We start from the raw sequence: 22,347 nt of genomic DNA on the forward strand, positions 1-22,347 counted from the left end.
CATTAGGCAATTGCCGGCTCAGAGCAACCCAATGGACTCTCCACTCCCTGCTGACAACCCCGCGTTCCATCGATGGACCGAGGTCACCGATGCCTTCGCCAGGGAATTCAACCGCCTCCAGGCCGGGGACCAGGCCGCGCTGGCCGAGGTGCGACGGCTGTCCGGGGAACTGCAGCGCATGGGCCGGGCGCTCGGGCTCGAAATGCCGACCGCCGCCAGCCGCCCGCCATCCTTCTCGAAATGAGGGCGGACGGCCAAGAAAAAGGCCCGCCGAAGCGGGCCTGGATCGTGGCGCCGACCTGAACCAGCGGTCGGCGGGGTGCTCGCTCAGGCGGCCGCGGAGGCCAGCGCCGCGTTGAAGGTGGCGCTCGGCCGCATGACGGTCGCGGTCTTCTTCGGATCGGGCATGTAGTAGCCACCGATGTCGGCCGGCTGCCCTTGCACTGCCTTGAGTTCGTCGACGATCTTCTGCTCGTTGGCGGCCAGGGTCTTGGCCAGCGGCGCGAAATGCGCCTGCAGTTCCTTGTCTTCGGTCTGCGCCGCCAGGGCCTGGGCCCAGTACAGCGCCAGGTAGAAGTGGCTGCCGCGGTTGTCGAGTTCGCCGGTCTTGGTCGACGGGCCCTTGTTGTTGTCGAGCAGCATGCCGGTGGCGGTGTCGAGCGTCTCGGCCAGCACCTTGGCCTTCTTGTTGCCGGTCTTCTGGCCCAGGTCCTCGAGCGACACGGCCAGCGCCAGGAACTCGCCGAGCGAATCCCAGCGCAGGTGGTTTTCTTCGACCAGCTGCTTGACGTGCTTCGGTGCCGAGCCGCCGGCGCCGGTCTCGAACATCGCGCCGCCGGCCATCAGCGGCACGATCGACAGCATCTTGGCGCTGGTGCCGAGTTCCATGATCGGGAACAGGTCGGTGAGGTAGTCGCGCAGGATGTTGCCGGTGACCGAGATGGTGTCCTTGCCGCGGATCACGCGCTCGAGCGTGTAGCGCATGGCGCGCACCTGCGACATGATCTGGATGTCCAGGCCCTTGGTGTCGTGGTCCTTCAGGTAGGTGTGGACCTTCTTGATGAGTTCCGCTTCATGCGGGCGGTATTCGTCGAGCCAGAACACGGCCGGCATGCCCGACAGGCGCGCCCGGTTCACGGCCAGCTTGACCCAGTCGCGGATCGCCGCGTCCTTGGTCTGGCACATGCGCCAGATATCGCCGGTCTCGACGTTCTGCTCGAGCAGCACCTCGCCGGTGGCGATGTCGACGATGCGGGCCACGCCGTCCTCGGGCACCTCGAAGGTCTTGTCGTGCGAGCCGTACTCTTCGGCCTTCTGCGCCATCAGCCCGACGTTGGGCACGGTGCCCATGGTCACAGGGTTGAAGGCGCCGTTGGTCTTGCAGAAGTTGATCATCTCCTGGTAGATGCGGGCGAAGGTGCTCTCGGGCATCACGGCCTTGGTGTCCTTCGGACGGCCGTCCGGTCCCCACATCTTGCCGCCCAGGCGGATCATCGCGGGCATCGAGGCGTCGACGATGACGTCGTTCGGCGCGTGCAGGTTGGTGATGCCCTTGGCCGAGTCGACCATCGCCAGCTCGGGGCGGTGCTCGTGGCAGGCGTGCAGGTCCTTGACGATCTGGTCGCGCTGCGAGGTCGGCAGGTCCTTGATCTTGTCGTAGACGCTCGACAGGCCGTTGTTGACGTTGACGCCGAGTTCATCGAACAGCTTGCCGTGCTTGGCGAAGGCATCCTTGTAGAAGACCTTGACCGCATGGCCGAAGACGATCGGGTGCGACACCTTCATCATGGTCGCCTTGACGTGCAGCGAGAACATCACGCCGGTCTCGCGGGCGTCTTCCATCTCGTCCTCGTAGAACTTGAGCAGCGCCTTCTTGCTCATGAACATGCTGTCGATGATCTCGCCTTCGAGCAGGGCGACCTTCTTCTTCAGCACGATGGTCTGGCCGCTCTTGGTCACCAGGTCCATCTGGACGTCGCGCGCCTTGGTGAGCGTCATGCTCTTTTCGCCGGCGTAGAAGTCGCCGCCGTGCATGTGCGAGACGTGGGTGCGCGAGGCCGGGCTCCACTTGCTCATCGAGTGCGGGTTCTTGCGCGCGTTGCGCTTGACGGCCGCGGGGGCACGGCGGTCGGAATTGCCTTCGCGCAGCACCGGGTTGACCGCGCTGCCGAGCGCCTTCGAATAGCGCGCCAGCAGTGCCTTCTGTTCGTCGGTCTTGGCGTCTTCGGGGTAGTCGGGGATCTTGTAGCCGCGCGCCTGCAGTTCCTTGATGGCTGCCAGCAATTGGGGCACCGAGGCACTGATGTTGGGCAGCTTGATGATGTTGGTGTCGGGCGACTGGGTCAGGCGGCCGAGCTCGCCCAGGTTGTCGGGCACCTTCTGCTCGGGCGTCAGGAATTCAGGGAACTCCGCCAGGATGCGGGCTGCCACCGAAATGTCGCTGGTCGCGACCTCGATCCCTGCCGGCGCAGCGAACGTCTGGATGACGGGCAGCAGCGAGGCCGTGGCCAGCAGCGGCGCCTCGTCGGTGAGGGTGTAGATGATCTTGGATTGAGCGGTAGCCATTGTGTGACCTCTGGAGCTTGGCGGATGTGCGGGATGCCCGCGGCAGGCAGGTGGCCGCGGGCCGTCGTTTTCGACGCGCGCTAGTCTACTTGAGGGGTGTTTCGCCTCGTGGTAGAGGGTCTAAGGGGCGGAGCATGGATCGTGCCGATCCGGATGCTCTCGATGGGGACTCAGCCCATCAGGCTGGGATTGCGGCGCGCCTCGTCGATCTGGCGCTGGCGAATCGCTTCGCGGCACTGGCCCAGATGCGCGCTCCTGGGATCCGCGCATCGGCTGTTGACGCAGATGGCGCGGGCGAAGAAGTTGCTGCCGCTGCAGGCGGCCAGCGGGTTTCGCTCGGCGCGGACGGCCGCCGACTGGACCGCCACCTTCCGGGTTCGCGTCGGTGCGTTGCTTTCCGCGGCCACCGCCCGAGCGGGCTCGGCCTCCTCGTCGGCCAACGTTGCCGGCGAGCCGCTGCCCGACACGATCGCCACCTCGCCTTCGCTCAGGCCGAGGTCGCCGGCCGCCAGCCGCGAGGGTTTGCGCTTGGGTGCGGCGTGCGAAGGTGCCGCGGCGGGGACGGTCGCGGCGACCGCGAGCGCGGCGTGCGGCGCCGTGCCCGGCAAGCGCGATTGGTACCAGCCGGCAAAGCCGACGAAGAGCAGCAGCGGCGGCAGCAGCGCCAGGCGCATGACGTTGGTCAGCGACTTCACGGCCGGTGCCGGCGCTGCCCTCTGGCGCACCGCGCGCGGCTCGGGCGCCGGGTCGGCCTCGTCGCCGACCGGCAGCGGGCAGCCGCAGGTGCGGCAGCGCGCATCGCTCTGGTGGTTGACGGTCTGGCAGAACTCGCAGGTTGCGAAATCCGACGGGGCGCGCCGGACCCACATCTCCACCAGGTCGCCGACCTGTACGTACGCCACCGGCCGCTGCACGGCGGGCCAGACGGCGGTTTCGGGAACGATATGTCGATGAAACGGGTTCATTTGAACGGCCCGAACTTGAAGGAATTCTTTTGTAGTACAGACTGCGCGTCTTGTATGTCGGCGTCCACCGAAACGTGTCGCGACGTTGCGCAACGCGCACAAGGGCGTGAGATGTTTGTCACGATTTGTCTCGGCCACTCGTGACAATTTGCTTCGAGCTTCGCCGGCTCGGCCTAGGATTGCCGAAACATTCGAAAGCGACCCATGCCCTCTCTGGTGCTGCCCCTGTTTCGAACGATCGCCGTCTGGAGCCTCTGTGCAGCAAGCACGATGGCAGCGGCCGAGATTCATCGCTGCAAGGATGAACGCGGCCAGACGGTCTTGTCCGACCGGCCCTGCGGATCTGCGTTCTCCGGCCAGCCGCTGCAGTCGAACACGCTGGGCAGCGGCGCCGACCGGCTGGCCGCGCCGCAGATGCACAGCGTCCGCGCGCGCGAAGGCGGCGGGCAGTACGACTTCATCGCGGACAGCCGGCCGGGCGAGCGCGCCTCGGAAAAGCAGTCACTCAAGTAGGGCCGACGCGGCCCGTTCAGGGCGCCTTGGCGACCGAGGCCGCCGCATCGGCGGCGACGCGCCGCAGCAGTTCGGTCACCGTGGCGGCCTGCGACTGCGGCGTGTCCGCATCGCCCGCGATGTCGTACTCGAACCCGCCGCCCTGCAGCAGGCGCGGCACGCGTTCGGTGCTCCACAGCATGATGCGGCCGCTCGCCTTCAGGCGCCGTTCGCCGCGCACATAGTCCATGCGCGTCAACACCACCTGGAGCGATGCGGCGGGCGACTGCTCGCTGCAGTTGGTCTCGCACAGCCGCCAGCCGGGCAGGCGCTCGCGCAGCGCCGCATTGAATTCGCGCCCGACGCCGACCTCGATCCGCTCGGCCCAGAAGGCATCGGGCCATTCGCCCAGCGTGCTGGCCTCGGCCCGGTAGCGCACCCGGCGTGCCACCAGGTATTCAGGAATCTCGGGCCGTCCCACGGCCAGCACGCGCGGCGCGGCCGTCGGAGCCGGCATGGCGGCCGCCGCCGTTGGAGAGACCGCTGGCGGCAGTGTCAGCAGCATCGGCGGAGGCGCCGAGGCACAGCCCGCCAACAGGGCCGCCAGCGCGGCGTGCAGGGGCCAGGCCGTCCATCGTTTCAGTGCAGTCATTGGCGTGGGTTCCCGAAGATGATGGCGTTGGGCCGCTCCTCGAGCTGCTCGCTCAAGGAACGCAGGCTGCGCGCCGCCTGTGAAAGATCCCGGAGCGTGGCGTCGAGGTCGCCGCGCAAGGGGGCTCCGGGTGCCGCCATGTCGGCCAGCCGGTCCATCGCCAGCTTGGCGGTCTCCGACGCCTGGCGGGCGCCGACCAGGGTGCGCTGCAGTTCCGGCTGCGCCGCCAGCACCGTTTGCTGGGAGCTGTCGGCCAGCTGCGTGATCGCTTTCAGCGTCGCCTGCGAGCTGCCCTGCACCTGCCGGATGGCCTCGGTCGCGACGGCCAGTGTCTTGCGCGACTCGACGGCGGTGAGATCGAGTTGCCGGGCGGCGCCGCCGAGCACGCCCTGGGCGCTGTCGAGCGTCTTCTGCACCGACGCCAGCGTCGTCTCCAGGGCCTGGATCGCCTGGCGCATGTCGGCCACCGTGTCGCGCAGCGGCAGGTTGGCGACCTGGTCGATCAGGGCGCCGAAACGGTCGGCCACCGCCGGAATCTCGGTGGCGCCCGGGCCGCCGAGCAGCGTGTCGGGCGTGCCCGGCAGGAAGTCGAGCTCGATGGCCTTCTGGCCGGTCACGATGCTCTGCGAGGCCAGCCGGGCGCGCAGGCCCCGCTGCACCAGCACCGTCAGGTCGGGGACCTTGTCCTTGTCGTCGGTCAGGCGCAGCGCGCTGGGCTGCAGCCGCAAGGTGACCGGGACCGTGGTCTTGAGCGAGATCGGGTCCATCAGGATGCCGATGTCGGTCACCTGCCCGATCGTGACGCCCCGGAAGGTCACCGGTGCGCCCACCGACAGCCCGCTCACGTTGCCCTGGTAGAACACGCGGGCGCGTTGTTGACGGGTGAAGAGGTCGTTGCCGCTGAGCCAGAGGATGGCCGCGACCGTGATCACGAGGGCGGCGACGACGAAGCCGCCGATCAGCAGGGCATTGCGTTTCATGGGGTGGCCTCGGTTGCGGCAGGCACGGCCGGCGGCGGCACCTCCCGATGGAGAAAGGCATGCACCGTCGGGTGCACGTCCTGCCGGGCGAGTTCGCGCGGGCAGCCGTGGGCGATCGGCCGCTTGCTGTCGGCGTCGAGGAAGATGCCGTCGTCCGCGATCGCGAACAGGCTCGGCAGTTCGTGGCTCACGAAGACCACGGCGGCACCGGTGCGGTGACGGATGTCGAGGATCAGGTCGTCGAGCCGGCGCGAGCTGATCGGGTCGAGGCCGGCCGAGGGCTCGTCGAGGAACAGCAGCGGCGGCTCGGCGGCGATGGCGCGCGCCAGGCCGGCGCGCTTCTTCATGCCGCCGCTGAGCGAAGCGGGATAGAAGTTCGCGAACTCGCCCAGTTCGACCCATTCGAGCACTTCGCGCGCCTTGGCCTCGCGCTGCTTCGCGTCGAGCCGGGTCTGGCGCGCGAGCGGCAGGCAGACGTTTTCGAGCACCGTCATCGACGACCACAGGGCGGCGCTCTGGAACAGCATGCCGAAGCGCGAACGCAGGGCGCTGCGCTGGGCGTCGTCGCTGGCCCAGAAGTCGACGCCGTCGTAGGTGACCGTGCCGGCGGCCGGCGGCAGCAGGCCCACCAGGTGCTTGAGCAAGGTGCTCTTGCCGCAGCCGCTGCCGCCCATGACGGCGAAGATGCAGCCCTTCTCGACCTTGAGCGAGATGTCCTTCTGGATCAGGCGGGTGCCGAACTGCATGACGAGCTGGTCCACGGCGAGCAGGCTCATGTCAGATGTCCAGGGCGTTGGCGCAGACCGCGAAGATGGCGTCGAGCACGATGATGCCGACGATGCTGGTCACCACCGCGCCTGTGGTCGCGACGCCGACGCCGGCCGCGTTGCGCTGGGCCCGCAGGCCGTAGTAGCAGCCGACCATGCCGACCAGGGCGCCGAAGGTCACCGACTTGCCGATGCCCAGGCCCAGGTGGGTCCAGGTGAGCGACTCGGCGGTGCGCTGCAGGTAGGCGGTCGCCGACAGGTCGAGCATGGCGGCCGCGACGATCATCCCGCCCAGCAGGCCGGCCACGCAGGCGAAGATGTACAGCAGCGGCATCATCAGCAGCAGCGAGCCCACCCGGGGCAGCACCAGGAAGTCGATCGCGGTCAGGCCCAGCACCTCGAGCGCGTCGACCTCCTCGTTGGCCTGCATGGTCGCGATCTCGGCCGCGAAGGCGGCGCCGGTGCGCCCGGCGATGACCACCGCCGTGATGATCGCGGCCATCTCGCGTGCGACCGCGATCGCCACCAGGTCGGCGACGAAGATGCCGGCGCCGAACTTGGCCAGCTGCACCGCGCCGACGAACGCCAGGATCGCGCCCACCAGCAGGTTCACGACCAGGACGATGGCCACCGCCCGCGCGCTGCAGTCCGCCAGGACGCGGCCGAGATCCTCGCGGCGGAAAGTCCAATGCCCGCGCATCGCGGCGCCGGCCGACAGCAGCACCTCGCCCAGAAAGCGCACCGGCCGCTCGAGCGGGCCGGCGGCCGACCGCAGCAGGGTGCCGAGGGTCTGGCGCGGGGAGAGTGAGGGCTGGGGCATTCGACGGACGGTGGTTGGCCCGTCGATGGTAGCGAAAGCCTCAGGTCGTGGCGGCGGCTTCGCACCGCGGGCGGCCCGACCGGGCGCCGGCTACCACTCGCCCACTTCGCGCAGGCGCTGGTCGGGCTCGAGCTGCTCGAAGCGCTCCCGGGCCCGCAGGGCCCGGCGCCGATCGGTCCCGACCAGCGTGCCCAGCTTGCGCGACAGCGCCTCGGCGATGGAACGCCGCGCCGCGGGCTTGGGCGTGCGGCCGGCGCGGATCGAGCGGATGCGGCTGTTCATGGTGATTTCCTTGGCTGAGTCCCGATGATCCTCAACATCGGCGACTTGTCCATGACAGAACAGGGCCTTCGGAAAAATCCGGCCCTTCGTTCGTGTATATCGCACACCCGCCGTGGCGGACTGTCGACGCCCCCGGCGCCCGGCGCCCTCCGCGCCGACCCTGGGACTAACCACTAGAGACGCGGGCCCCCGCATGTCCTTATAGTCTGCCGATCGTTTAGTTAACGATCGTTAGGACACAATGGGTGCATTCGATTCAGCGTCGCTGTCGCAGTTCGTCCAACTGGGCCTGCAAGGCGTTTCAACCGGCGCCATCTACAGCCTGGTGGCGCTCGGGCTGGTGCTCGGCTACAAGGCCACCGAAGTGCTGAACTTCGCCCATGGCGACGTGCTGATGCTGTCGTCCTTCGCGGCCTGGTACTTCATCGCCGAGGCCGGGCTGTCGTTCTGGTTCGCGCTGCCGCTGGTGGTGCTGCTGGCGGCGCTGCTGTGCTGGCTGCTCGAGGCCCGCGTGATGCGCGCCATCGTCGGCCAGCCGCAGTTCGCGGGCGTGATGCTGACCATCGGCATCGGCTTCATGATCCGCGGCGGCACCAGCATGGTGTTCGGTCCGGACTCGCGCAGCTACCCGACGCCCTGGACCGGGCACGCCACCACGCTGGGCGGCGCCATCGTCGCGGACCTCAACCTGGTGATCATCGCGGCCGCACTGGGCGTGACGGCGCTGCTGTTCGTCTTCCTGCAGCGCACCGCGCTCGGCGTGGCGATCCAGGCCTCGTCGCAGAACCAGCTGGCCTCCTACCTGTGCGGGGTGCGCGTCAAGCGGCTCAACTCGCTGGTGTGGGCGATCTCGGGGGCCATCGCGGCGCTCTGCGGCATCCTGCTGGCACCGATCTCGCTGGTCGACCTGAGCCTGTGGTTCGTGATGCTGAAGGCGCTGGCGGCCCTGGTGCTCGGCGGCTTCGGCAGCGTGCCCGGGGCCATCCTCGGCGGCCTGCTGATCGGGCTGATCGAGCAGTTCTCGGGCGTCTACCTGCCCGACGGCTTCAAGGACGTCATGCCCTACCTGGTGCTGATCGCGGTGCTGGTGTTCTTCCCGCGCGGATTGATCGGCGAAGCGCACGGGAGGCGCGTATGAGCCGGGACAACTACCAGACCAGCTATGCCGAAGGGCGGGCGCTGCTGCGCACGCGCGAGCAGCGGCTGCTGTACGGCGCGCTGGCGGCGGCGCTGGTGGTCGCGCCGTTCGCGATCCCGACCTTCTATGTCGGCGAGGCCTCGTTCATCTTCATCATGTGCATCGCCAGCCTGGGGTTGATGACCCTGACCGGCTTCACGGGCCAGGTGTCGCTGGGGCAGGCGGCCTTCCTCGGCATCGGCGCCTACACCCACGCGCAACTGCTGACGCTGGGCCTGCCGCTGCCCCTGTCGCTGCTCGCGGCCGCCTTCGCGGCCGGGCTCGCCGGGCTGGCGGTCGGCCTGCCGGCGATCCGGGTCTCGGGCCTGCACCTGGCGGTGGTGACGCTGGCCTTCGCGATCGTGACCGAGCACGTCGCCGGCCGGTGGAAATCCGTGACCGGCGGCCACAGCGGCCTCGCGGTGCCCGACCCCGTGCTGTTCGGCTTCAGCCTCGGCGGACCGCTGCCCTTCTATTTCCTTTGCCTCGCGATGCTGGCGCTGGTGCTCTGGCTGCTGCTCAACCTGATGCGCTCGGCCACGGGGCGCGCCTTCGTCGGCGTGCGCGATTCCGAGGCCGCGGCCCAGGGCCTGGGCATCCACGTGGCGCGCACCAAGGTGCTGGCCTTCGTGATCTCCGCGGCCGTGTCGGGCCTGGCCGGCGCGCTGCTGGCCCACCAGACCCAGTTCATCACGCCCGAGAGCTTCGGCCTCGCACTGTCGCTGCAGCTGGTGCTGATGGTCTTCATCGGCGGCATGGGCAGCCTGCGCGGCGCGATCTTCGGCGCCCTGCTGATCGGCATGCTGCCGTCGCTGATCTCGCTCGCCAAGCCGCTGCTGCCGGCGCGCATCGGCAGCCAGTTCGGGCTCGAGCTGTTCGTCTATGGCGCGGTGCTGGTGTTCTTCGTGCTGCTCGAGCCGCGCGGCATCAACGGCCGCTGGGTCCGCATCCGCAGCGCGCTCGACGAGTTTCCGCTGCGCCGGCGCGGCGGCTTCCGGCGCCAGAAGGCCTACATGCGATCGGAGCGTGGCTGATGGCGTTCTTCGAAGTCGACCAGTTGAGCCTTTCCTTCGGCGGCGTGCGCGCGGTGCGCGACGTCAGCTTCGAGGTGGCCGAGGGCGAGGTGTTCGCCATCATCGGCCCCAACGGCGCCGGCAAGACTTCGGTCTTCAACCTGATCACGCGGGTGTTCGACGCCAGCGCCGGCTCGGTGCGGCTGCTGGGCCGGGAGATCACCGGCGTGGCCAGGCACGACGTGGTGCGACATGGCATCGCGCGGACCTTCCAGAACATCGAGCTGTTCGAAGGCGCGACCGTGCTCGACAACCTGATGCTGGGCCGCCACTGCGCCCCGCACGGCAGCCTGCTGGCGCAGCTGTTCGACCTGCCGGTGGTGCGCCGCGCCGAGACCGCGACGCGCGAGGTGGTCGAGGACGTGATCGCGCTGCTCGACCTGGCGCCGCATCGCATGAGCCTGGTCGCCGGACTGCCGTACGGCATCCGCAAGATCGTCGAGCTGGGCCGTGCGCTGGTGGCGGGGCCGAAGCTGCTGCTGCTCGACGAACCGGCCTCGGGCCTGAACCCGGAGGAGACCCACGAGCTGGCCCACTGGATCCGCGACATCCGCGATGCGCTGGGCATTACCGTGGTCATGGTCGAGCACGACATGTCGCTGGTCTCGGCCGTGGCCGACCGCGTGCTGGTGATGGAGCAGGGCCAGGTCCTGACCTCGGGCACCCCGGCCGAGGTGCAGTCCGATCCGCGCGTCATCGCGGCTTATTTGGGAGCCTGAGGCATGACTGCACTGCTGAGCGTGCGCAACATCGAGACCTGGTACGGGCCGGTCAACGCCATCCGCGGCATCAGCCTCGAGGTCCGGCCCGGTCGCATCGTGGCGGTGCTGGGCGCCAACGGCGCCGGCAAGACCACGCTGCTCAACACCATCGCCGGCGTGATCGACCCGGCCAAGGGCAGCATCGAGTTCGAGGGCCGGCGCATCGACGGCCGCGACGCCGATGCGGTGGCGCGGGCGGGCGTGGTGCTGGTGCCCGAGGGCCGACAGGTGTTCACCTTCCTGAGCGTGCTGGAGAACCTGCGGATGGGCGCCTTCGCCCGCCGGCGCGATCCCGAGGCGAAGCGCGACATCGAGCGCGTGTTCGAGTGGTTTCCGCGCCTGCGCGAGCGCCAGGGCCAGGCCGCCGGCCTGCTGTCGGGCGGCGAGCAGCAGATGGTGGCGATCGGCCGCGCCTTCATGGGCCGGCCGCGGCTGCTGCTGCTCGACGAGCCCTCGCTCGGCCTGTCGCCGCTGTTCACCAAGGAGATCTTCGCCATCGTGCAGCGCATCCGCAGCGAGACGAACACGGCCGTGCTGGTGGTCGAGCAGAACGCCGCGATCGCGCTGGCCACCGCCGACGACGGCTACATCGTCGAGCTCGGCCGCATCGTCGCGGCCGACAGCTGCGCCAGGCTGCGCGAGCGCGACGACGTGCGCGACTTCTATCTCGGCGGCACCGGCGGCCATGCGGCGCCCGGTGCCGCGCAAGCCGCCCGGCCGCAGCGCCGCAGCGCCAGCTGGCGCTAGGGCGCCTTCACCTTCGATCACTTCAGGAGACATCCCATGAGCCTTCGCCGTCGTACCCTGCTCCATTCCGGCCTGGCCGGCCTCGCCCCCGCTTTTCTCGGCGCGCCCGCGCGTGCCGCCGGCGTCAGCAGCGGCGAGATCGTGCTCGGCACGCACCTCGACCTGTCGGGCCCGGCCGCCATCACGATGCCGCCGATCCGCAACGGGCTGCAGATGCGCGTCGACGAGGCCAACGAGGCCGGCGGCATCCATGGCCGCAAGCTGCGCTTCGTGATCGAGGACAACGGCAGCCAGCCGCCGCAGGCGGTGCGGGTGGTCGACAAGCTGATCCGCCGCGACGAGGTCTTTGCGCTGTTGTGCCCCTTCGGCTCCGGCCCGGGCGTGGCCACGGTCAAGAAGACGGTCGATGCCGGCGTGATCTGCTTTGCGCCCTACGGTGCGGCGGCGCTGATCCGCAAGGCCTCGGGCGACTCGCCGCTGCTGTTCACGGCCAACCTGCACTACGACACGACAACGGCCGCGGGCCTGAAGTGGACACTCGCCAAGCTGGGCAGCAAGAAGGTCGGATTCATCTACCAGGAAGGGCCGTTCGGCGACCTGGTCGGCAAGGGCGTCAGGGAAGGCCTCGCTGCTAAGGGGATGGCGCTGGCCGCCGAGGCCGGCTACAAGGTCGGCGACATCGATTTCTCGTCGCAGGTGGCGCGCATGCGGGCCGCCGGCGTCGACCTGATCGTGGGCGCCACCACCACCCGCGAAACCATCGCGGTCGCGGCCGAGGTCAAGAAGCTGGGCTGGAGCGGGGTCAACGTGCTGACCGCCAGCCCGGGCCGAGCCGGCACCACGCTGAGCATCGGCAAGGCCTCGGTCGAGGGCCTGTACGGCATCGGCGGCTGGCGCATCACGCCGGCGTCGGCGCAGGGCCCGGCACTCAAGCGCTGGTCCGACAGCTATCGCAAGCGCTTCAACATGGAGCCCGACGATGTCGCGCTGGTCTTCTACGACTATGCCTCGTGGTTCATGCAGGGCCTGCAGGCGGCCGGCAAGGACCTGACCACCGCGGGCCTCGTGAAGACGCTGCAGGCCTCCAGCTTCAAGGGCGAATCGTCCTACGAGACGCAGCGCTTCAAGGACAACCACGTCGACCCCGAGTGGTGCCGCGTCGAGCAGGTGGTCGACGGCCAGTGGCTGCCGCGCTCGGAGATCATCGACCCGGCCAAGAGCAGCCTGTGAGCGCGGCGGCGACGATGACGCTGCCGCAGGCCTGGCTGGCACGCTGCCGGGCCCAGCCGGATCAGGTCGCGATGCGCCACAAGCGGCGCGGCATCTGGCGGGCGGTGACATGGAGCGAGTTCTTCGCGCAGGCGCAGGCCATCGGATTGGCGCTCGACCGGCTCGGGCTGGTGCCGGGGGAGGTGGTGTCGATCATCTCGGAGAGCCGGCCCGAATGGCTCCATGCCGACATGGCGGCCCAGGCCATGGGCTTCGTCAGCCACGGCGTCTACCCGACCTGTTCGGCACGCCGCGTCGGCCGGCAGCTGGCCGACGCCGGCTCCCGCGTGGCCTTCGTCGAGAACGCGGCGCAGGCGGCCAAGGTGCTGGCCTCGGCCGCGCGCCTGCCCCGCCTGGTGCGGGTGGTCGCCTTCGACGAACGTGGCGTTCGAGAGCTTGGCGATGCCAGGGTGGTCGGCCTCGCGGCCTTCCTCGCGGCCGACGAGGCGGCGCCGGCCGCGCGATTCGAGGCGYGCATCGCGGCCGGGCAGGGCGGGGATACCGCCTTTCTCGCCGGCACCGCGGGCACCACCGGCACACCGCGCCTGGCGGCCTTCTCGCAGGCGGCGGCGATGCGCCAGGGGGCTGCGGTGCAGGTGGCGCTGGGCACGCGCGACGGCGATCGCAGCCTGTGCTTCGTGCCCTTGGCCAGCGCGGCCGAGCGCATCCTCGCGGCGCTGCTGCCGGTGCTCGGCCACGGCCTGGTGCATTTCCCGGAGAGCCCGGCCACGGTGGCCAACGACTTGCGCGAGGTGGAGCCGCACTGGGTGCACGCGCCGCCGCGTTTCTGGGAAAAGCTGCAGGCGCGCACCGAGAGCGCCGCGCTGCTCACCGCGCCGCGCGAGCGCCGGCTCTATCGCCGCAGCATCGACGGCACGGCCGGCGGCTGGCTGGCGCAGGCGGCGCGCAGGCACGTGCGCCGGTCGCTCGGACTGGCGCGGGCGCGCCAGGTGTTCAGCGGCGGGGCGCTGGCGGCGCCGGCGCTGGCGCAGTGGTATGGCGCCATCGGCGTGCCGCTGGCCGACCTCTATGAAAGCGCCGAGACCTGCGGGCCTTGCCTGCTCGGGCCGTCGGTGGCGCGCATCGCCGGCGACGGTGAGCTGCAGCTCAGGCCGGTGGCGCCGCTCGCCGGCTACTGGCGCGAGGGTGCGCTGCAGCCGCCCGCGCTCACGCACGATGGCTGGCTGCACACCGGCGACCTCGCGGTGGCGGGCGAGGACGGCGTGCCGCGCGTGGTCGGGCGGCTGTCGGAGTCGTTCGCGATGGCCTCGGGCGATCGGGTGGCGCCGGGCGCCATCGAGGCGGCGCTGCTGGCCAGCAGCTACATCGCCGGCGCGATGCTGGTGGGCGAACAGCGCAGCCACTGCGCCTGCCTCGTGGCGCTGGAGGAGGAGAGCGTGCTGAGCTATGCACAGGCCGAGGGCATTCCTTTCACCGACTACGCCAACCTGGTCGGCAAGCCCGAGGTGCACGCGCTGGTGCAGGCGCAGATCGACCGGCTCAACGCCGCGCTGGCCGAAGGTCGGCGCATCCGGGGCTTCGGCGTGCTGGCGCGCACGCTGTCGGCCCAGGACGAGGAGCTGACGCCGACCCTTCGCATCCAGCGCCAGATGGCGCAGCGCAGCTTCTCCGGGCAGATCGAGGCGCTCTACGCCTAGGCCAGCATCCCGGCCAGGCGCGCGGTGATCAGGCCGTGGGCCTGGTCCATGATGCGGTCGATCAATTGCTTCACGGTCGGCACGTCGCGGATCAGCCCGGCCACCATGCCGCAGCTCCAGGCGCCGGCGTCCATCTCGCCCTCGACCATCACGCGCGGATAGACGCCCGCCACCTGGTCGTAGACGTCGGAGATCTGCAGCGCCGCGCCCTTCTCGCGCTCGATCTCCAGGATGCGCTCGACGCCGGCGTTGTTCAGCACCCGCTCGGTGTTGCGCAGCGGGCGCATCACCAGGCGGGTGTCGAGCTCGCTGGCCTTCACGATCGCCTGCTTGACGTTGTCGTGCACCGGTGCTTCCTGGGTCGCGATGAAGCGCGTGCCCATGTTCATGCCGTCGGCGCCGAGCGCCAGCGCCGCCACCAGGCTGCGGCCGTCGGCCATGCCGCCGGAGGCGACGAAGGGAATGCGCAGTTCTTCGGCGGCGCGCGGCAGCAGGATCATGTTGGGCAGGTCGTCCTCGCCCGGATGGCCGCCGCACTCGAAGCCGTCGACGCTGACCGCGTCGCAGCCGATGGCTTCGGCCTTGAGCGCATGGCGCACCGAGGTGCACTTGTGGATCACCTTGATGCCGGCCGCCTTGAGCGCCGGCATGTGGGCCTCGGGGCTGCGGCCGGCGGTCTCGACCACGCGGATGCCGCCTTCGGCGATGGCGGCGATGTACTCGGGGTAGGGCGGTGCCGAGAAGGTCGGCAGGAAGGTCAGGTTGACGCCGAAGGGCTTGTCGGTCATCTCGTGGCAGCGGGCGATTTCCTTCGCCAGCAGCTCGGGTGTCTTCTGCGTCAGGCCCGTGATGAGCCCGAGCCCGCCGGCGTTCGAGACCGCGGCGGCCAGCTCGGCGAAGCCGACGTAGTGCATGCCGCCCTGGATGATCGGGTGCCGGATGCCGAAGAGTTCGGTGATGCGTGTCTTCATGTTCGTGTTCCCTTCGAAGGCCTACCAGCGCTCCATGTAGGGCCGCAGGTCGAGCTCGAAGGTCCAGGCGTCGCGCGGCTGCGCGTGCAGGTGCCAGTAGTTGTCGGCGATGTGCTCGGGGTTGAGGATGCCGTCCTGCTCCTTCAGCGCGTAGCGTTCGGGGAAGCTGGTGCGGATGAACTCGGTGTCGATCGCGCCGTCGACCACGACGTGCGCGACATGGATGTTGCGCGGCCCGAGTTCGCGCGCCATGCTCTGCGCCAGCGCCCGCAGCGCATGCTTGGCGCCGGCGAAGGCGGCGAAGTTGGCGGCGCCGCGTAGGCCGGCCGTGGCGCCCGTGAAGAGGATGGTGCCGCGGCCGCGCGTCACCATCCGCTTGGCCACTTCGCGACCGTTCAGGAAGCCGCTGAAGCAGGCCATCTCCCAGATCTTGAAGTACTTGCGCGCTGTCTCCTCGAGGATGCTGGAGGGCACGTTGGCGCCGATGTTGAAGACCATCACCTCGATCGGTCCGTGTTCGCGCTCGACCTGTTCGACCAGCGCGATCACGTCCTCTTCCTTGCGGGCGTCGCTGCTGAAGCCGAAGGCCTGGCCGCCGGCGGCGCGGATGGCATCGACCGTCGGCTGCAGCTTGTCGGCCGAGCGCCGCGTGAGGCAGGCGATGTAGCCCTCCCTGGCGAAGCGGGCCGCGATGGCGCCGCCCGTTGCATCGCCGGCGCCGATCACCAGCGCGACTTTTCCCTGACCTTGCGACTCCGCCATGACTGTCTCCTTTGGATTGATGAATGAGCGTTTAGCTAAACGAACGTTAGCCAAAGGCGCGAGCGGTGTCAAGCAAGCGCGCGGCCCGCGACGATGGAATCAGGCCTTCTTGTGGCCGGGCGAGGTCGAGCACGGATGCTCGAGCGCATGCGCCTGGTCGATGAAGCGGCGGCTCGCGGCGAGCAGTTCCTTGCGCGTCTTGTCGCTCTCGACCGCGCGTGCCAGCACCACCGCGCCGACGCACTGCGCGATCAGCGCCCAGGCGGCGTCGGAGTCGCCGATGCGATCGCTCCAGTTCTTCTGCGTGCGCTTGAGGCTGGCCTCGACCGCGCGGCGCACCTCGGGTCCGGCGCGCGCGATCTCGGGGCCCAGGGCGGTCAGGGCGCAGCCCTGGTCGGGGTTCTCGACGTGGAAGCTGCTCAGGTAGCCGCGCAGGCAGCGCGCCACGTGGTCGGCCGGCGAGTCTTCGTTGCCGGCCAGCATGTTGGCGCTGTTGTCCACCTCTTCGCTGATCAGTGCCTCGAACAGCGCCTGCTTCGACGGGAAGTGGCTGTAGAAGGCGCCGCCGGTCATGCCGATGGCGCCCATCAGCGCATCGACGCCGGTGGACTCGAACCCGCCGCGCTTGGCGATCGCCCGGCTGCTGGCCATCAGCTTGTCGCGGACTTCTTGTTTGTGAGTGCTGGAGTAGCGCATCGGAGGCCTCGGGGGAACCCTTGTTGACAATCAAAAAACAATAACATAACTTCCGTTCAGTTAACGAACGTTTATTAAAGGAACGGCAATGGGCAAGACGGTGGAGTTCTTTTTCGATGTGGGAAGTCCGGCCTCGTACCTGGCGTGGACGCAGCTGCCGCGCCTGTGCGAAGCGGCCGGCGCCGAGCTGGTCTACAAGCCGATGCTGCTGGGCGGCGTCTACCAGGCGACCGGCAACGCGTCGCCCGGTGCCATTCCAGCCAAGGGCCGCTACACGGTGCGCGACTACGAGCGGCATGCGCGCAAGTACGGCGTGCCTTACCTCAACAACCCGCACTTTCCGATCATCACGCTGTTCCTGATGCGAGCCGTGACCGGCGTGCAGCTGCGGGAGCCGGAGCGCCTGCAGGATCTGCTGGCCGCCGTCTTCAAGGCGATGTGGATCGACGCGCTCGATCTCAACCAGCCGGCACTCACGGCGAAGACGCTGGCGGATGCGGGCTTCTCGCCCGAAGCCGTCCAGGCGCTGGCCGCCGACCCCGAGGTCAAGGCGGTACTCAAGGCCACTACCGACGAAGCCGTGGCGCGCGGCGTCTTCGGCGCGCCGACCAGCTTCGTCGGCGACGAGATGTTCTTCGGCCAGGACCGCATGGACATGATCCGCGAAGAGCTCGCGCGCTGAGCACGCACCGTTCACGACAACAGGAGACACCATGGAACCACGACGCTGGCATGCAGCCTACCCGCCCGGACTGGCCAACGATATCGACCTGCCGCGGGGCGAGACGCTGGCGGCCATGCTCGAGCGCTCGATCGCGTCATTCGCGGAACGCACCGCGGTGACGGCCGGCAGCGAATCCCTGACCTATGCCGAGCTCGGCCGCCTGTCGACCCGGCTCGCGGCGCACTTCGCCGGGGCCGGCCTGCGCCAGGGCGACCGGGTTGCGCTGATGCTGCCCAACGGGCTCGCGTTCCCGATCGCCATGACCGCGATCCTGCGCAGCGGCCTGGTCGCCGTGCCGGTGAATCCGCTCTACACGCCGCGCGAACTGGCCCATCAACTGGCCGACGCGGGCGTGCGCTGCATCGTGCTGGCCGAGGCGCTGCGCGAGGCGCTCGAGGGCGTGATCCTCGAAGCCGGCGTCGAGCAGATCCTCACGGCGCCGACCGCGGGGCTGCTGGCCGCGATCGCGGCCGAGGCCGGTGCCGGTGCCACCGGCGATCCGGCGAAGCGCATGACCTTGGCCAGCGCGATCGCTCGGGCCGGCGAGCTGCCGGCGCCGGTCGTGCAGATCGCCCCGGCCGATCCCGCCTTCCTCCAGTACACGGGCGGCACCACCGGCCTGTCCAAGGGCGCGGTGCTGACGCATCGCAGCGTGGGCGCCGGCGTGCTGCAGTCTCTGAGCTGGATGCGGCTCGCCGTCGACACCCGCGAGTGGTCGGTGGTGGCGCCGCTGCCGCTTTATCACATCTATCCGCTGCAGGTGTCGCTGATCACCTTCCAACTCGGCGGCGTGATGCGGCTGGTCGCCAACCCGCGCGACCCGGGCGCGGTGCTCGCCGAGATGAAGCGCGCGCCCTTCCTGGTCTTCATCGGCGTCAACACGCTGTTCAATGCGCTGGTCAACGCGCCCGAGCTGGCGAGCGTCGACTTCAGCGGCACCGGGCTGGTGATCGGCGCCGGTGCCTCGATCCAGCAGGCAGTGTCGCAGCGCTGGCATGCGGCCGGCGGCCTGCCGATCACCGAGGCCTACGGACTCACAGAGACCTCGCCCTCAGCGACCTTCAATCCGCCCGGGCGCAACGGCTCGATCGGCATTCCGGTGCCGTCGACCGATGCCCGCATCGTCGACGACGATGGCCGCCCGGTGCCCGACGGCACGCCGGGCGAACTGCTGCTCAAGGGCCCCCAACTTTTCGCGGGCTACTGGCAGCGCGAGGAGGACACCCGCAAGGCGCTGACCGAGGACGGCTTCTTCCGCACCGGCGACGTGGTGGTGGCCGATGCGAGCGGCGCCATGACCATCGTCGACCGCAAGAAGGACATGATCCTGGTGTCGGGCTTCAACGTCTATCCGAACGAGATCGAGGCGGTGGTCGCGATGCACGAGGGGGTGGTCGAGTGCGCCTGCATCGGCCAGCCCGACGCGCGCTCGGGCGAGGCGCCGCACCTGTTCGTGGTGCGGCGCAGCGAAGCGCTGACCACCGGCGAGGTCGAGGCGCATTGCCGCGCCAACCTGGCGGGGTACAAGGTGCCGCGGCAGATCAGCTTCCTGGAGGCGCTGCCGAAGTCGACGGTCGGCAAGATCCTGCGTCGCGAGTTGCGCCAGCCATGATCGGCTATACCGCCCCGCTGCGCGACCTGCGCTTCGTGCTGCACGAGTTGCTCGATGTCTGCGCCACTTCGCCCGCCGACGGCACCGAAGCGCTCGACCGCGAGACCCTCGACCAGATCCTCGACGCCGCCGGCACCTTCGCGGCGGAAGTGATCGCGCCGCTCAACGGCAGCGGCGACCGCGAGGGCTGCCGCATGCCGGCCCCGGGCTTCGTCCAGACGCCAGCGGGATTCCGCGAGGCCTACGAGCGCTTCTGCGCCGGCGGCTGGACCGCGCTGGCCTGCGACCCGGTGCATGGCGGGCAGGGCATGCCCTCGGTGCTCGACAACGCGCTCTACGAGATGTTCTGCGGCGCCAACATGGGCTGGGCGGCCTACCCGGGCATGTCGCACGCCGCGTACACCTGCCTGGCGACGAATGGCGACCCGGCCCAGCAGGCGCTCTACCTGCCGCGCATTGCCTCGGGTGAATGGGCCGGCACCATGTGCCTGACCGAGCCCCACGCCGGCACCGACCTGGGCCTGCTGCGCACGCGCGCCCAGCCGCGGGCCGACGGAAGCTACGCGGTCACCGGCACCAAGATCTTCATCTCGGGCGGCGAGCAGGACCTGACCGCGAACATCGTGCACCTGGTGCTGGCGCGGCTGCCCGATGCGCCGCCGGGCGTGAAGGGGATCTCGCTGTTCATCGTGCCCAAGTTCCTGCCGACGGCGGACGGCGGCGTCGGCGAGCGCAATGCGCTGGCCTGCGGCTCGATCGAGCACAAGATGGGCATCCACGGCAATGCCACCTGCACCATGAACTTCGACGGCGCCACCGGCTGGCTGCTCGGCGAAGCCAACCGCGGCCTGGCGGCGATGTTCGTGATGATGAACCACGCGCGCATCGTGGTCGGCGTCAATGCGATCGGGTTGATGGATGCGGCCTACCAGAAGGCGCTGGCCTATGCCCGGGACCGCACGCAGGGGAGGGCGCCGACCAAGGCCGCGCGCAGCGGCCCGGCGGACCCCATCGTCGCCCACGCCGACGTCCGGCGCATGCTGCTGACCCAGAAGGCGTATGTGGAAGGCGCACGCGCTTTCGCGCTGTGGGCCTCGCAGCTGGCCGATGTCCAGCGTCGCGGCGCGGACCCGAAGGAGCGCGAGCGCGCCGCGAAACTGTTGGCGCTGGCGACGCCGATCGTCAAGGCCTTCTCGAGCGAGCTCGCGGTCGAATGCACCAGCATGGCGATGCAGGTCTTCGGCGGCCATGGCTTCATCACCGACAACGGCGTCGAGCAGCACCTGCGCGATGCGCGGATCATCCCACTGTACGAAGGCGCCAACGGAATCCAGGCAATGGACCTGCTGGGGCGCAAGGTGCTGGCCGACGGGGGCGCGGGGCTTGGCCTGTTCCTCGACGCGGTCGAGCAGTTCGCGCAGGCGCAGGACGATGGCCTGCGCGAGTTCGCCGAGCCCCTGAGCGACGTGGTGGCGCTGGCCCGCCGCGCGGCGCGCGATCAGGTCCAGCGGGCGAGCGCCGATCCCGACGCGGCCGGCGCCGCCGCGATGCCATTCCTGCGCTTGATCGGCCATGTCGCACTGGCCTGGATGTGGACACGGATGGCGGCCGTGGCGTGGGCCCGCCAGTCGCCGGACGGCGATCCGATCTACCGCGCCAAGCTGGCGACCGCGCGCTTCTACTTCGAGCGGCTGCTGCCCGAGACGCAATCGCTGGCGGTGGTGCTGGCCGCGGACGCGTCGGACTGGACGGCGGGCGAAATGGACTGGCTCTGAAGCCTACCCATGCGCATGCCACAGCGCGGCGAAGAAGTGGCAGGCGCTCCCCGCCAGCACGAACAGGTGCCAGACGAAATGCGCGAAGCGCACCTTGTTGTCGAACAGGAACACCACGGCGCCGGCCGTGTAGGCCAGGCCGCCCGCCACCAGCCAGGCCAGTCCCGAGCTCGACATGCGTTCGTAGAGCGGCACCGCGGCCACCACCGCCATCCAGCCCATCGCCACGTACAGGCCGGTCGACCACAGCGGATGCCGCAGCCGGTTGAAGAGCTTGGCGGCCACGCCCAGCACGACGGCGCCGCAGACGGCGCCGAAAAGCGCCCAGCCCCAGGGCCCGCGCAGCACGCCGAACAGGAAGGGCATGTAGCTGCCGGCGATGAACAGGTAGATGGCCGCGTGGTCGAGCCGGTTGAACCAGGCCTTGGCGCGGCCCAGCGGCAGGGCGTGGTAGAGGGTCGACACGCCATACAGCAGGATCATCGTGCCCGCGAAGAGGCTGGCACCGACCACCGCCGCCGCGCTTTGCCGCGAGGCGCTCCAGACCAGGATCGGCAGCGAGGCGATGGCGAGCAGCAAGCCGAGGCCGTGGCTCAGCGCGTTCATGATTTCTTCGGCGACAGTCTGGTCGCGTTCGGCGACACGCATGGCGGGCTCCTCAGGCGGCCGGGCCCCTGACCATCGCCATCGCCGAGCTGATCAGCGTCGACACTTCGGTCATGTTGCTCGGCACGATCAGCGTCGCCTTCGACTTGTCGGCCACCTTGCCGAAAGCCTGCAGCGCTTGCTCGGCCACCTTGAGCTGGACCGCCGAATGGCCGCCGGGCTTCTCGATCGCCTCGGCGATGCGGGCGATGGCGCCGGCCGTGGCTTCGGCCACGGCGCTGATGGCCGCTGCCTCGCCCTGCGCCTTGTTCACGACCGCCTGCTTCTCGCCTTCGGAGCGCGCGATGGCGGCCTCGCGCTCGCCGGTCGCGATGTTGATCTGCTCCTGGCGGCGGCCCTCGGAGGCGGCGATCAGCGCGCGCTTCTCGCGCTCGGCCGTGATCTGCGACTGCATCGCGTGCAGGATCTCCTTCGGCGGCGTCAGGTCCTTGATCTCGTAGCGCAGCACCTTGACGCCCCAGTTGAGCGCGGCTTCGTCGATCGCGGCCACCACCTGGGCGTTGATGATGTCGCGCTCCTCGAAGGTCTTGTCGAGCTCGAGCTTGCCGATCACGCTGCGCAGCGAGGTCTGGGCCAGCTGCGTGACCGCGGTGATGTAGTTCGACGAACCGTAGCTCGCACGCATCGGGTCGGTGACCTGGAAATAGAGGATGCCGTCGACCGTGAGCTGCGTGTTGTCGCGCGTGATGCAGACCTGGCTCGGGACGTCGAGCGGCACTTCCTTCAGGCTGTGGCGATAGGCCACGCGGTCGATGAAGGGCACCAGGAAGTTGGCGCCCGGCAGCAGCGTGGCGTGGAACTTGCCCATGCGCTCGACCACCCAGGCATGCTGCTGGGGAACGAACTTGACGGCGCGGGCGATGAACAGGATGGCGACGACAAGGAGAACGAGGGAGACTTCCATGAGGTTTCTTTCAGTGGTGAGAGGCGGGC

General features: G+C 69.6%; 23 protein-coding genes. 11 read left to right on the forward strand and 12 right to left on the reverse strand.

The features are described from left to right. Positions 1–31 precede the first annotated feature (31 nt). Positions 32–244 carry a hypothetical protein gene (locus AC1DF3_RS26080; RefSeq protein ID WP_478141340.1) on the forward strand — a complete coding sequence of 71 codons (213 nt, stop codon included), beginning with the start codon at positions 32–34 and terminating at the stop codon, positions 242–244. Between the two features lie 83 nt (positions 245–327). Here the strand turns inward: AC1DF3_RS26080 and AC1DF3_RS26085 are convergent, their stop codons facing one another. Together AC1DF3_RS26085 and AC1DF3_RS26090 are read right to left on the reverse strand one after the other, a co-directional pair. Beyond that, the gene (locus tag AC1DF3_RS26085) at positions 328–2,565 is read right to left on the reverse strand and encodes an NADP-dependent isocitrate dehydrogenase (protein WP_286534532.1); all 2,238 of its coding nucleotides are present in this window, start codon (positions 2,563–2,565) and stop codon (positions 328–330) included. A 170-nt stretch (positions 2,566–2,735) separates the two neighbouring features. Next, entirely contained in the window at positions 2,736–3,530 is a 795-nt protein-coding gene (locus AC1DF3_RS26090) for a hypothetical protein (RefSeq protein ID WP_478141341.1), read from the reverse strand. 204 nt (positions 3,531–3,734) lie between these two features. Between AC1DF3_RS26090 and AC1DF3_RS26095 the strand changes: the two genes are divergently transcribed. Continuing rightward, complete coding sequence (locus AC1DF3_RS26095; protein ID WP_286534529.1) at positions 3,735–4,043, forward strand: DUF4124 domain-containing protein; 309 nt, start codon at positions 3,735–3,737, stop codon at positions 4,041–4,043. Between the two features lie 16 nt (positions 4,044–4,059). On the opposite strand, the gene AC1DF3_RS26100 is transcribed toward AC1DF3_RS26095, so the two are convergent. The 5 genes from AC1DF3_RS26100 to AC1DF3_RS26120 all read right to left on the reverse strand — a co-directional run bounded on the left by AC1DF3_RS26100 (position 4,060) and on the right by AC1DF3_RS26120 (position 7,523). Continuing rightward, a complete protein-coding gene (locus AC1DF3_RS26100; RefSeq protein WP_478141342.1) occupies positions 4,060–4,674 on the reverse strand; it encodes an ABC-type transport auxiliary lipoprotein family protein in 615 nt (204 codons plus the stop codon). Beyond that, positions 4,671–5,654: an MlaD family protein gene (locus AC1DF3_RS26105; protein ID WP_478141343.1), complete on the reverse strand. Its 984-nt coding sequence runs from the start codon at positions 5,652–5,654 to the stop codon at positions 4,671–4,673. The genes AC1DF3_RS26100 and AC1DF3_RS26105 overlap by 4 nt, the downstream gene beginning before the upstream one ends. Beyond that, positions 5,651–6,430 (reverse strand): ABC transporter ATP-binding protein, encoded by a 780-nt coding sequence (locus AC1DF3_RS26110; RefSeq protein WP_286534523.1) that lies wholly within the window; start codon positions 6,428–6,430, stop codon positions 5,651–5,653. Before AC1DF3_RS26110 ends, AC1DF3_RS26105 begins: the two co-directional genes overlap by 4 nt. Before the next feature lies 1 nt (position 6,431). Next, positions 6,432–7,241 carry an MlaE family ABC transporter permease gene (locus AC1DF3_RS26115; RefSeq protein ID WP_286534521.1) on the reverse strand — a complete coding sequence of 270 codons (810 nt, stop codon included), beginning with the start codon at positions 7,239–7,241 and terminating at the stop codon, positions 6,432–6,434. 90 nt (positions 7,242–7,331) lie between these two features. Then, positions 7,332–7,523, reverse strand: coding sequence for a hypothetical protein (locus AC1DF3_RS26120; RefSeq protein WP_286534520.1), 192 nt, complete (start codon positions 7,521–7,523; stop codon positions 7,332–7,334). 241 nt (positions 7,524–7,764) lie between these two features. Between AC1DF3_RS26120 and AC1DF3_RS26125 the strand changes: the two genes are divergently transcribed. The 6 genes from AC1DF3_RS26125 to AC1DF3_RS26150 are packed head-to-tail and all read left to right on the forward strand — an operon-like array spanning position 7,765 to position 14,208. Next, positions 7,765–8,661 carry a branched-chain amino acid ABC transporter permease gene (locus tag AC1DF3_RS26125; protein ID WP_286534518.1) on the forward strand — a complete coding sequence of 299 codons (897 nt, stop codon included), beginning with the start codon at positions 7,765–7,767 and terminating at the stop codon, positions 8,659–8,661. Further along, positions 8,658–9,734, forward strand: coding sequence for a branched-chain amino acid ABC transporter permease (locus AC1DF3_RS26130; RefSeq protein ID WP_478141344.1), 1,077 nt, complete (start codon positions 8,658–8,660; stop codon positions 9,732–9,734). The genes AC1DF3_RS26125 and AC1DF3_RS26130 overlap by 4 nt, the downstream gene beginning before the upstream one ends. Next, positions 9,734–10,492: an ABC transporter ATP-binding protein gene (locus AC1DF3_RS26135; protein WP_286534514.1), complete on the forward strand. Its 759-nt coding sequence runs from the start codon at positions 9,734–9,736 to the stop codon at positions 10,490–10,492. Before AC1DF3_RS26130 ends, AC1DF3_RS26135 begins: the two co-directional genes overlap by 1 nt. 3 nt (positions 10,493–10,495) lie before the next feature. Continuing rightward, entirely contained in the window at positions 10,496–11,281 is a 786-nt protein-coding gene (locus AC1DF3_RS26140; RefSeq protein ID WP_478141345.1) for an ABC transporter ATP-binding protein, read from the forward strand. 36 nt (positions 11,282–11,317) lie between these two features. Continuing rightward, complete coding sequence (locus AC1DF3_RS26145) at positions 11,318–12,511, forward strand: ABC transporter substrate-binding protein (protein WP_286534510.1); 1,194 nt, start codon at positions 11,318–11,320, stop codon at positions 12,509–12,511. Beyond that, complete coding sequence (locus AC1DF3_RS26150; protein ID WP_478141346.1) at positions 12,508–14,208, forward strand: AMP-dependent synthetase/ligase; 1,701 nt, start codon at positions 12,508–12,510, stop codon at positions 14,206–14,208. Before AC1DF3_RS26145 ends, AC1DF3_RS26150 begins: the two co-directional genes overlap by 4 nt. Here the strand turns inward: AC1DF3_RS26150 and AC1DF3_RS26155 are convergent. The 3 genes from AC1DF3_RS26155 to AC1DF3_RS26165 all read right to left on the reverse strand — a co-directional run bounded on the left by AC1DF3_RS26155 (position 14,205) and on the right by AC1DF3_RS26165 (position 16,592). After that, the gene (locus AC1DF3_RS26155; RefSeq protein ID WP_286534507.1) at positions 14,205–15,179 is read right to left on the reverse strand and encodes an NAD(P)H-dependent flavin oxidoreductase; all 975 of its coding nucleotides are present in this window, start codon (positions 15,177–15,179) and stop codon (positions 14,205–14,207) included. The genes AC1DF3_RS26150 and AC1DF3_RS26155 overlap by 4 nt on opposite strands. Before the next feature lie 21 nt (positions 15,180–15,200). After that, complete coding sequence (locus tag AC1DF3_RS26160; RefSeq protein WP_286534505.1) at positions 15,201–15,941, reverse strand: SDR family oxidoreductase; 741 nt, start codon at positions 15,939–15,941, stop codon at positions 15,201–15,203. 99 nt (positions 15,942–16,040) lie between these two features. Next, positions 16,041–16,592: a TetR/AcrR family transcriptional regulator gene (locus tag AC1DF3_RS26165; RefSeq protein WP_478141347.1), complete on the reverse strand. Its 552-nt coding sequence runs from the start codon at positions 16,590–16,592 to the stop codon at positions 16,041–16,043. Positions 16,593–16,725: 133 nt separating this feature from the next. Here AC1DF3_RS26165 and AC1DF3_RS26170 point away from each other — a divergent pair, with 133 nt between their 5' ends. From AC1DF3_RS26170 to AC1DF3_RS26180, 3 genes are read left to right on the forward strand one after another with little or no spacing between them, the layout of a single operon-like run. Then, on the forward strand, positions 16,726–17,319 hold the full coding sequence (locus AC1DF3_RS26170; RefSeq protein ID WP_478141348.1) for a 2-hydroxychromene-2-carboxylate isomerase: 594 nt from the start codon (positions 16,726–16,728) through the stop codon (positions 17,317–17,319). Positions 17,320–17,350: 31 nt separating this feature from the next. Next, positions 17,351–18,973, forward strand: a complete 1,623-nt coding sequence (locus tag AC1DF3_RS26175) for an AMP-binding protein (protein WP_478141349.1) — start codon at positions 17,351–17,353, stop codon at positions 18,971–18,973. Continuing rightward, the gene (locus AC1DF3_RS26180; RefSeq protein ID WP_478141350.1) at positions 18,970–20,748 is read left to right on the forward strand and encodes an acyl-CoA dehydrogenase C-terminal domain-containing protein; all 1,779 of its coding nucleotides are present in this window, start codon (positions 18,970–18,972) and stop codon (positions 20,746–20,748) included. The genes AC1DF3_RS26175 and AC1DF3_RS26180 overlap by 4 nt, the downstream gene beginning before the upstream one ends. 3 nt (positions 20,749–20,751) lie before the next feature. Here AC1DF3_RS26180 and trhA read toward each other — a convergent pair whose 3' ends face one another. Together trhA and AC1DF3_RS26190 are read right to left on the reverse strand one after the other, a co-directional pair. Further along, on the reverse strand, positions 20,752–21,396 hold the full coding sequence (gene trhA / locus AC1DF3_RS26185) for a PAQR family membrane homeostasis protein TrhA (RefSeq protein ID WP_478141351.1): 645 nt from the start codon (positions 21,394–21,396) through the stop codon (positions 20,752–20,754). Positions 21,397–21,406: 10 nt separating this feature from the next. After that, the gene (locus AC1DF3_RS26190) at positions 21,407–22,318 is read right to left on the reverse strand and encodes an SPFH domain-containing protein (RefSeq protein ID WP_478141352.1); all 912 of its coding nucleotides are present in this window, start codon (positions 22,316–22,318) and stop codon (positions 21,407–21,409) included. Positions 22,319–22,347: the final 29 nt, after the last annotated feature.

The sequence above is a fragment of the Variovorax sp. 10N432 genome (assembly GCF_056394465.1).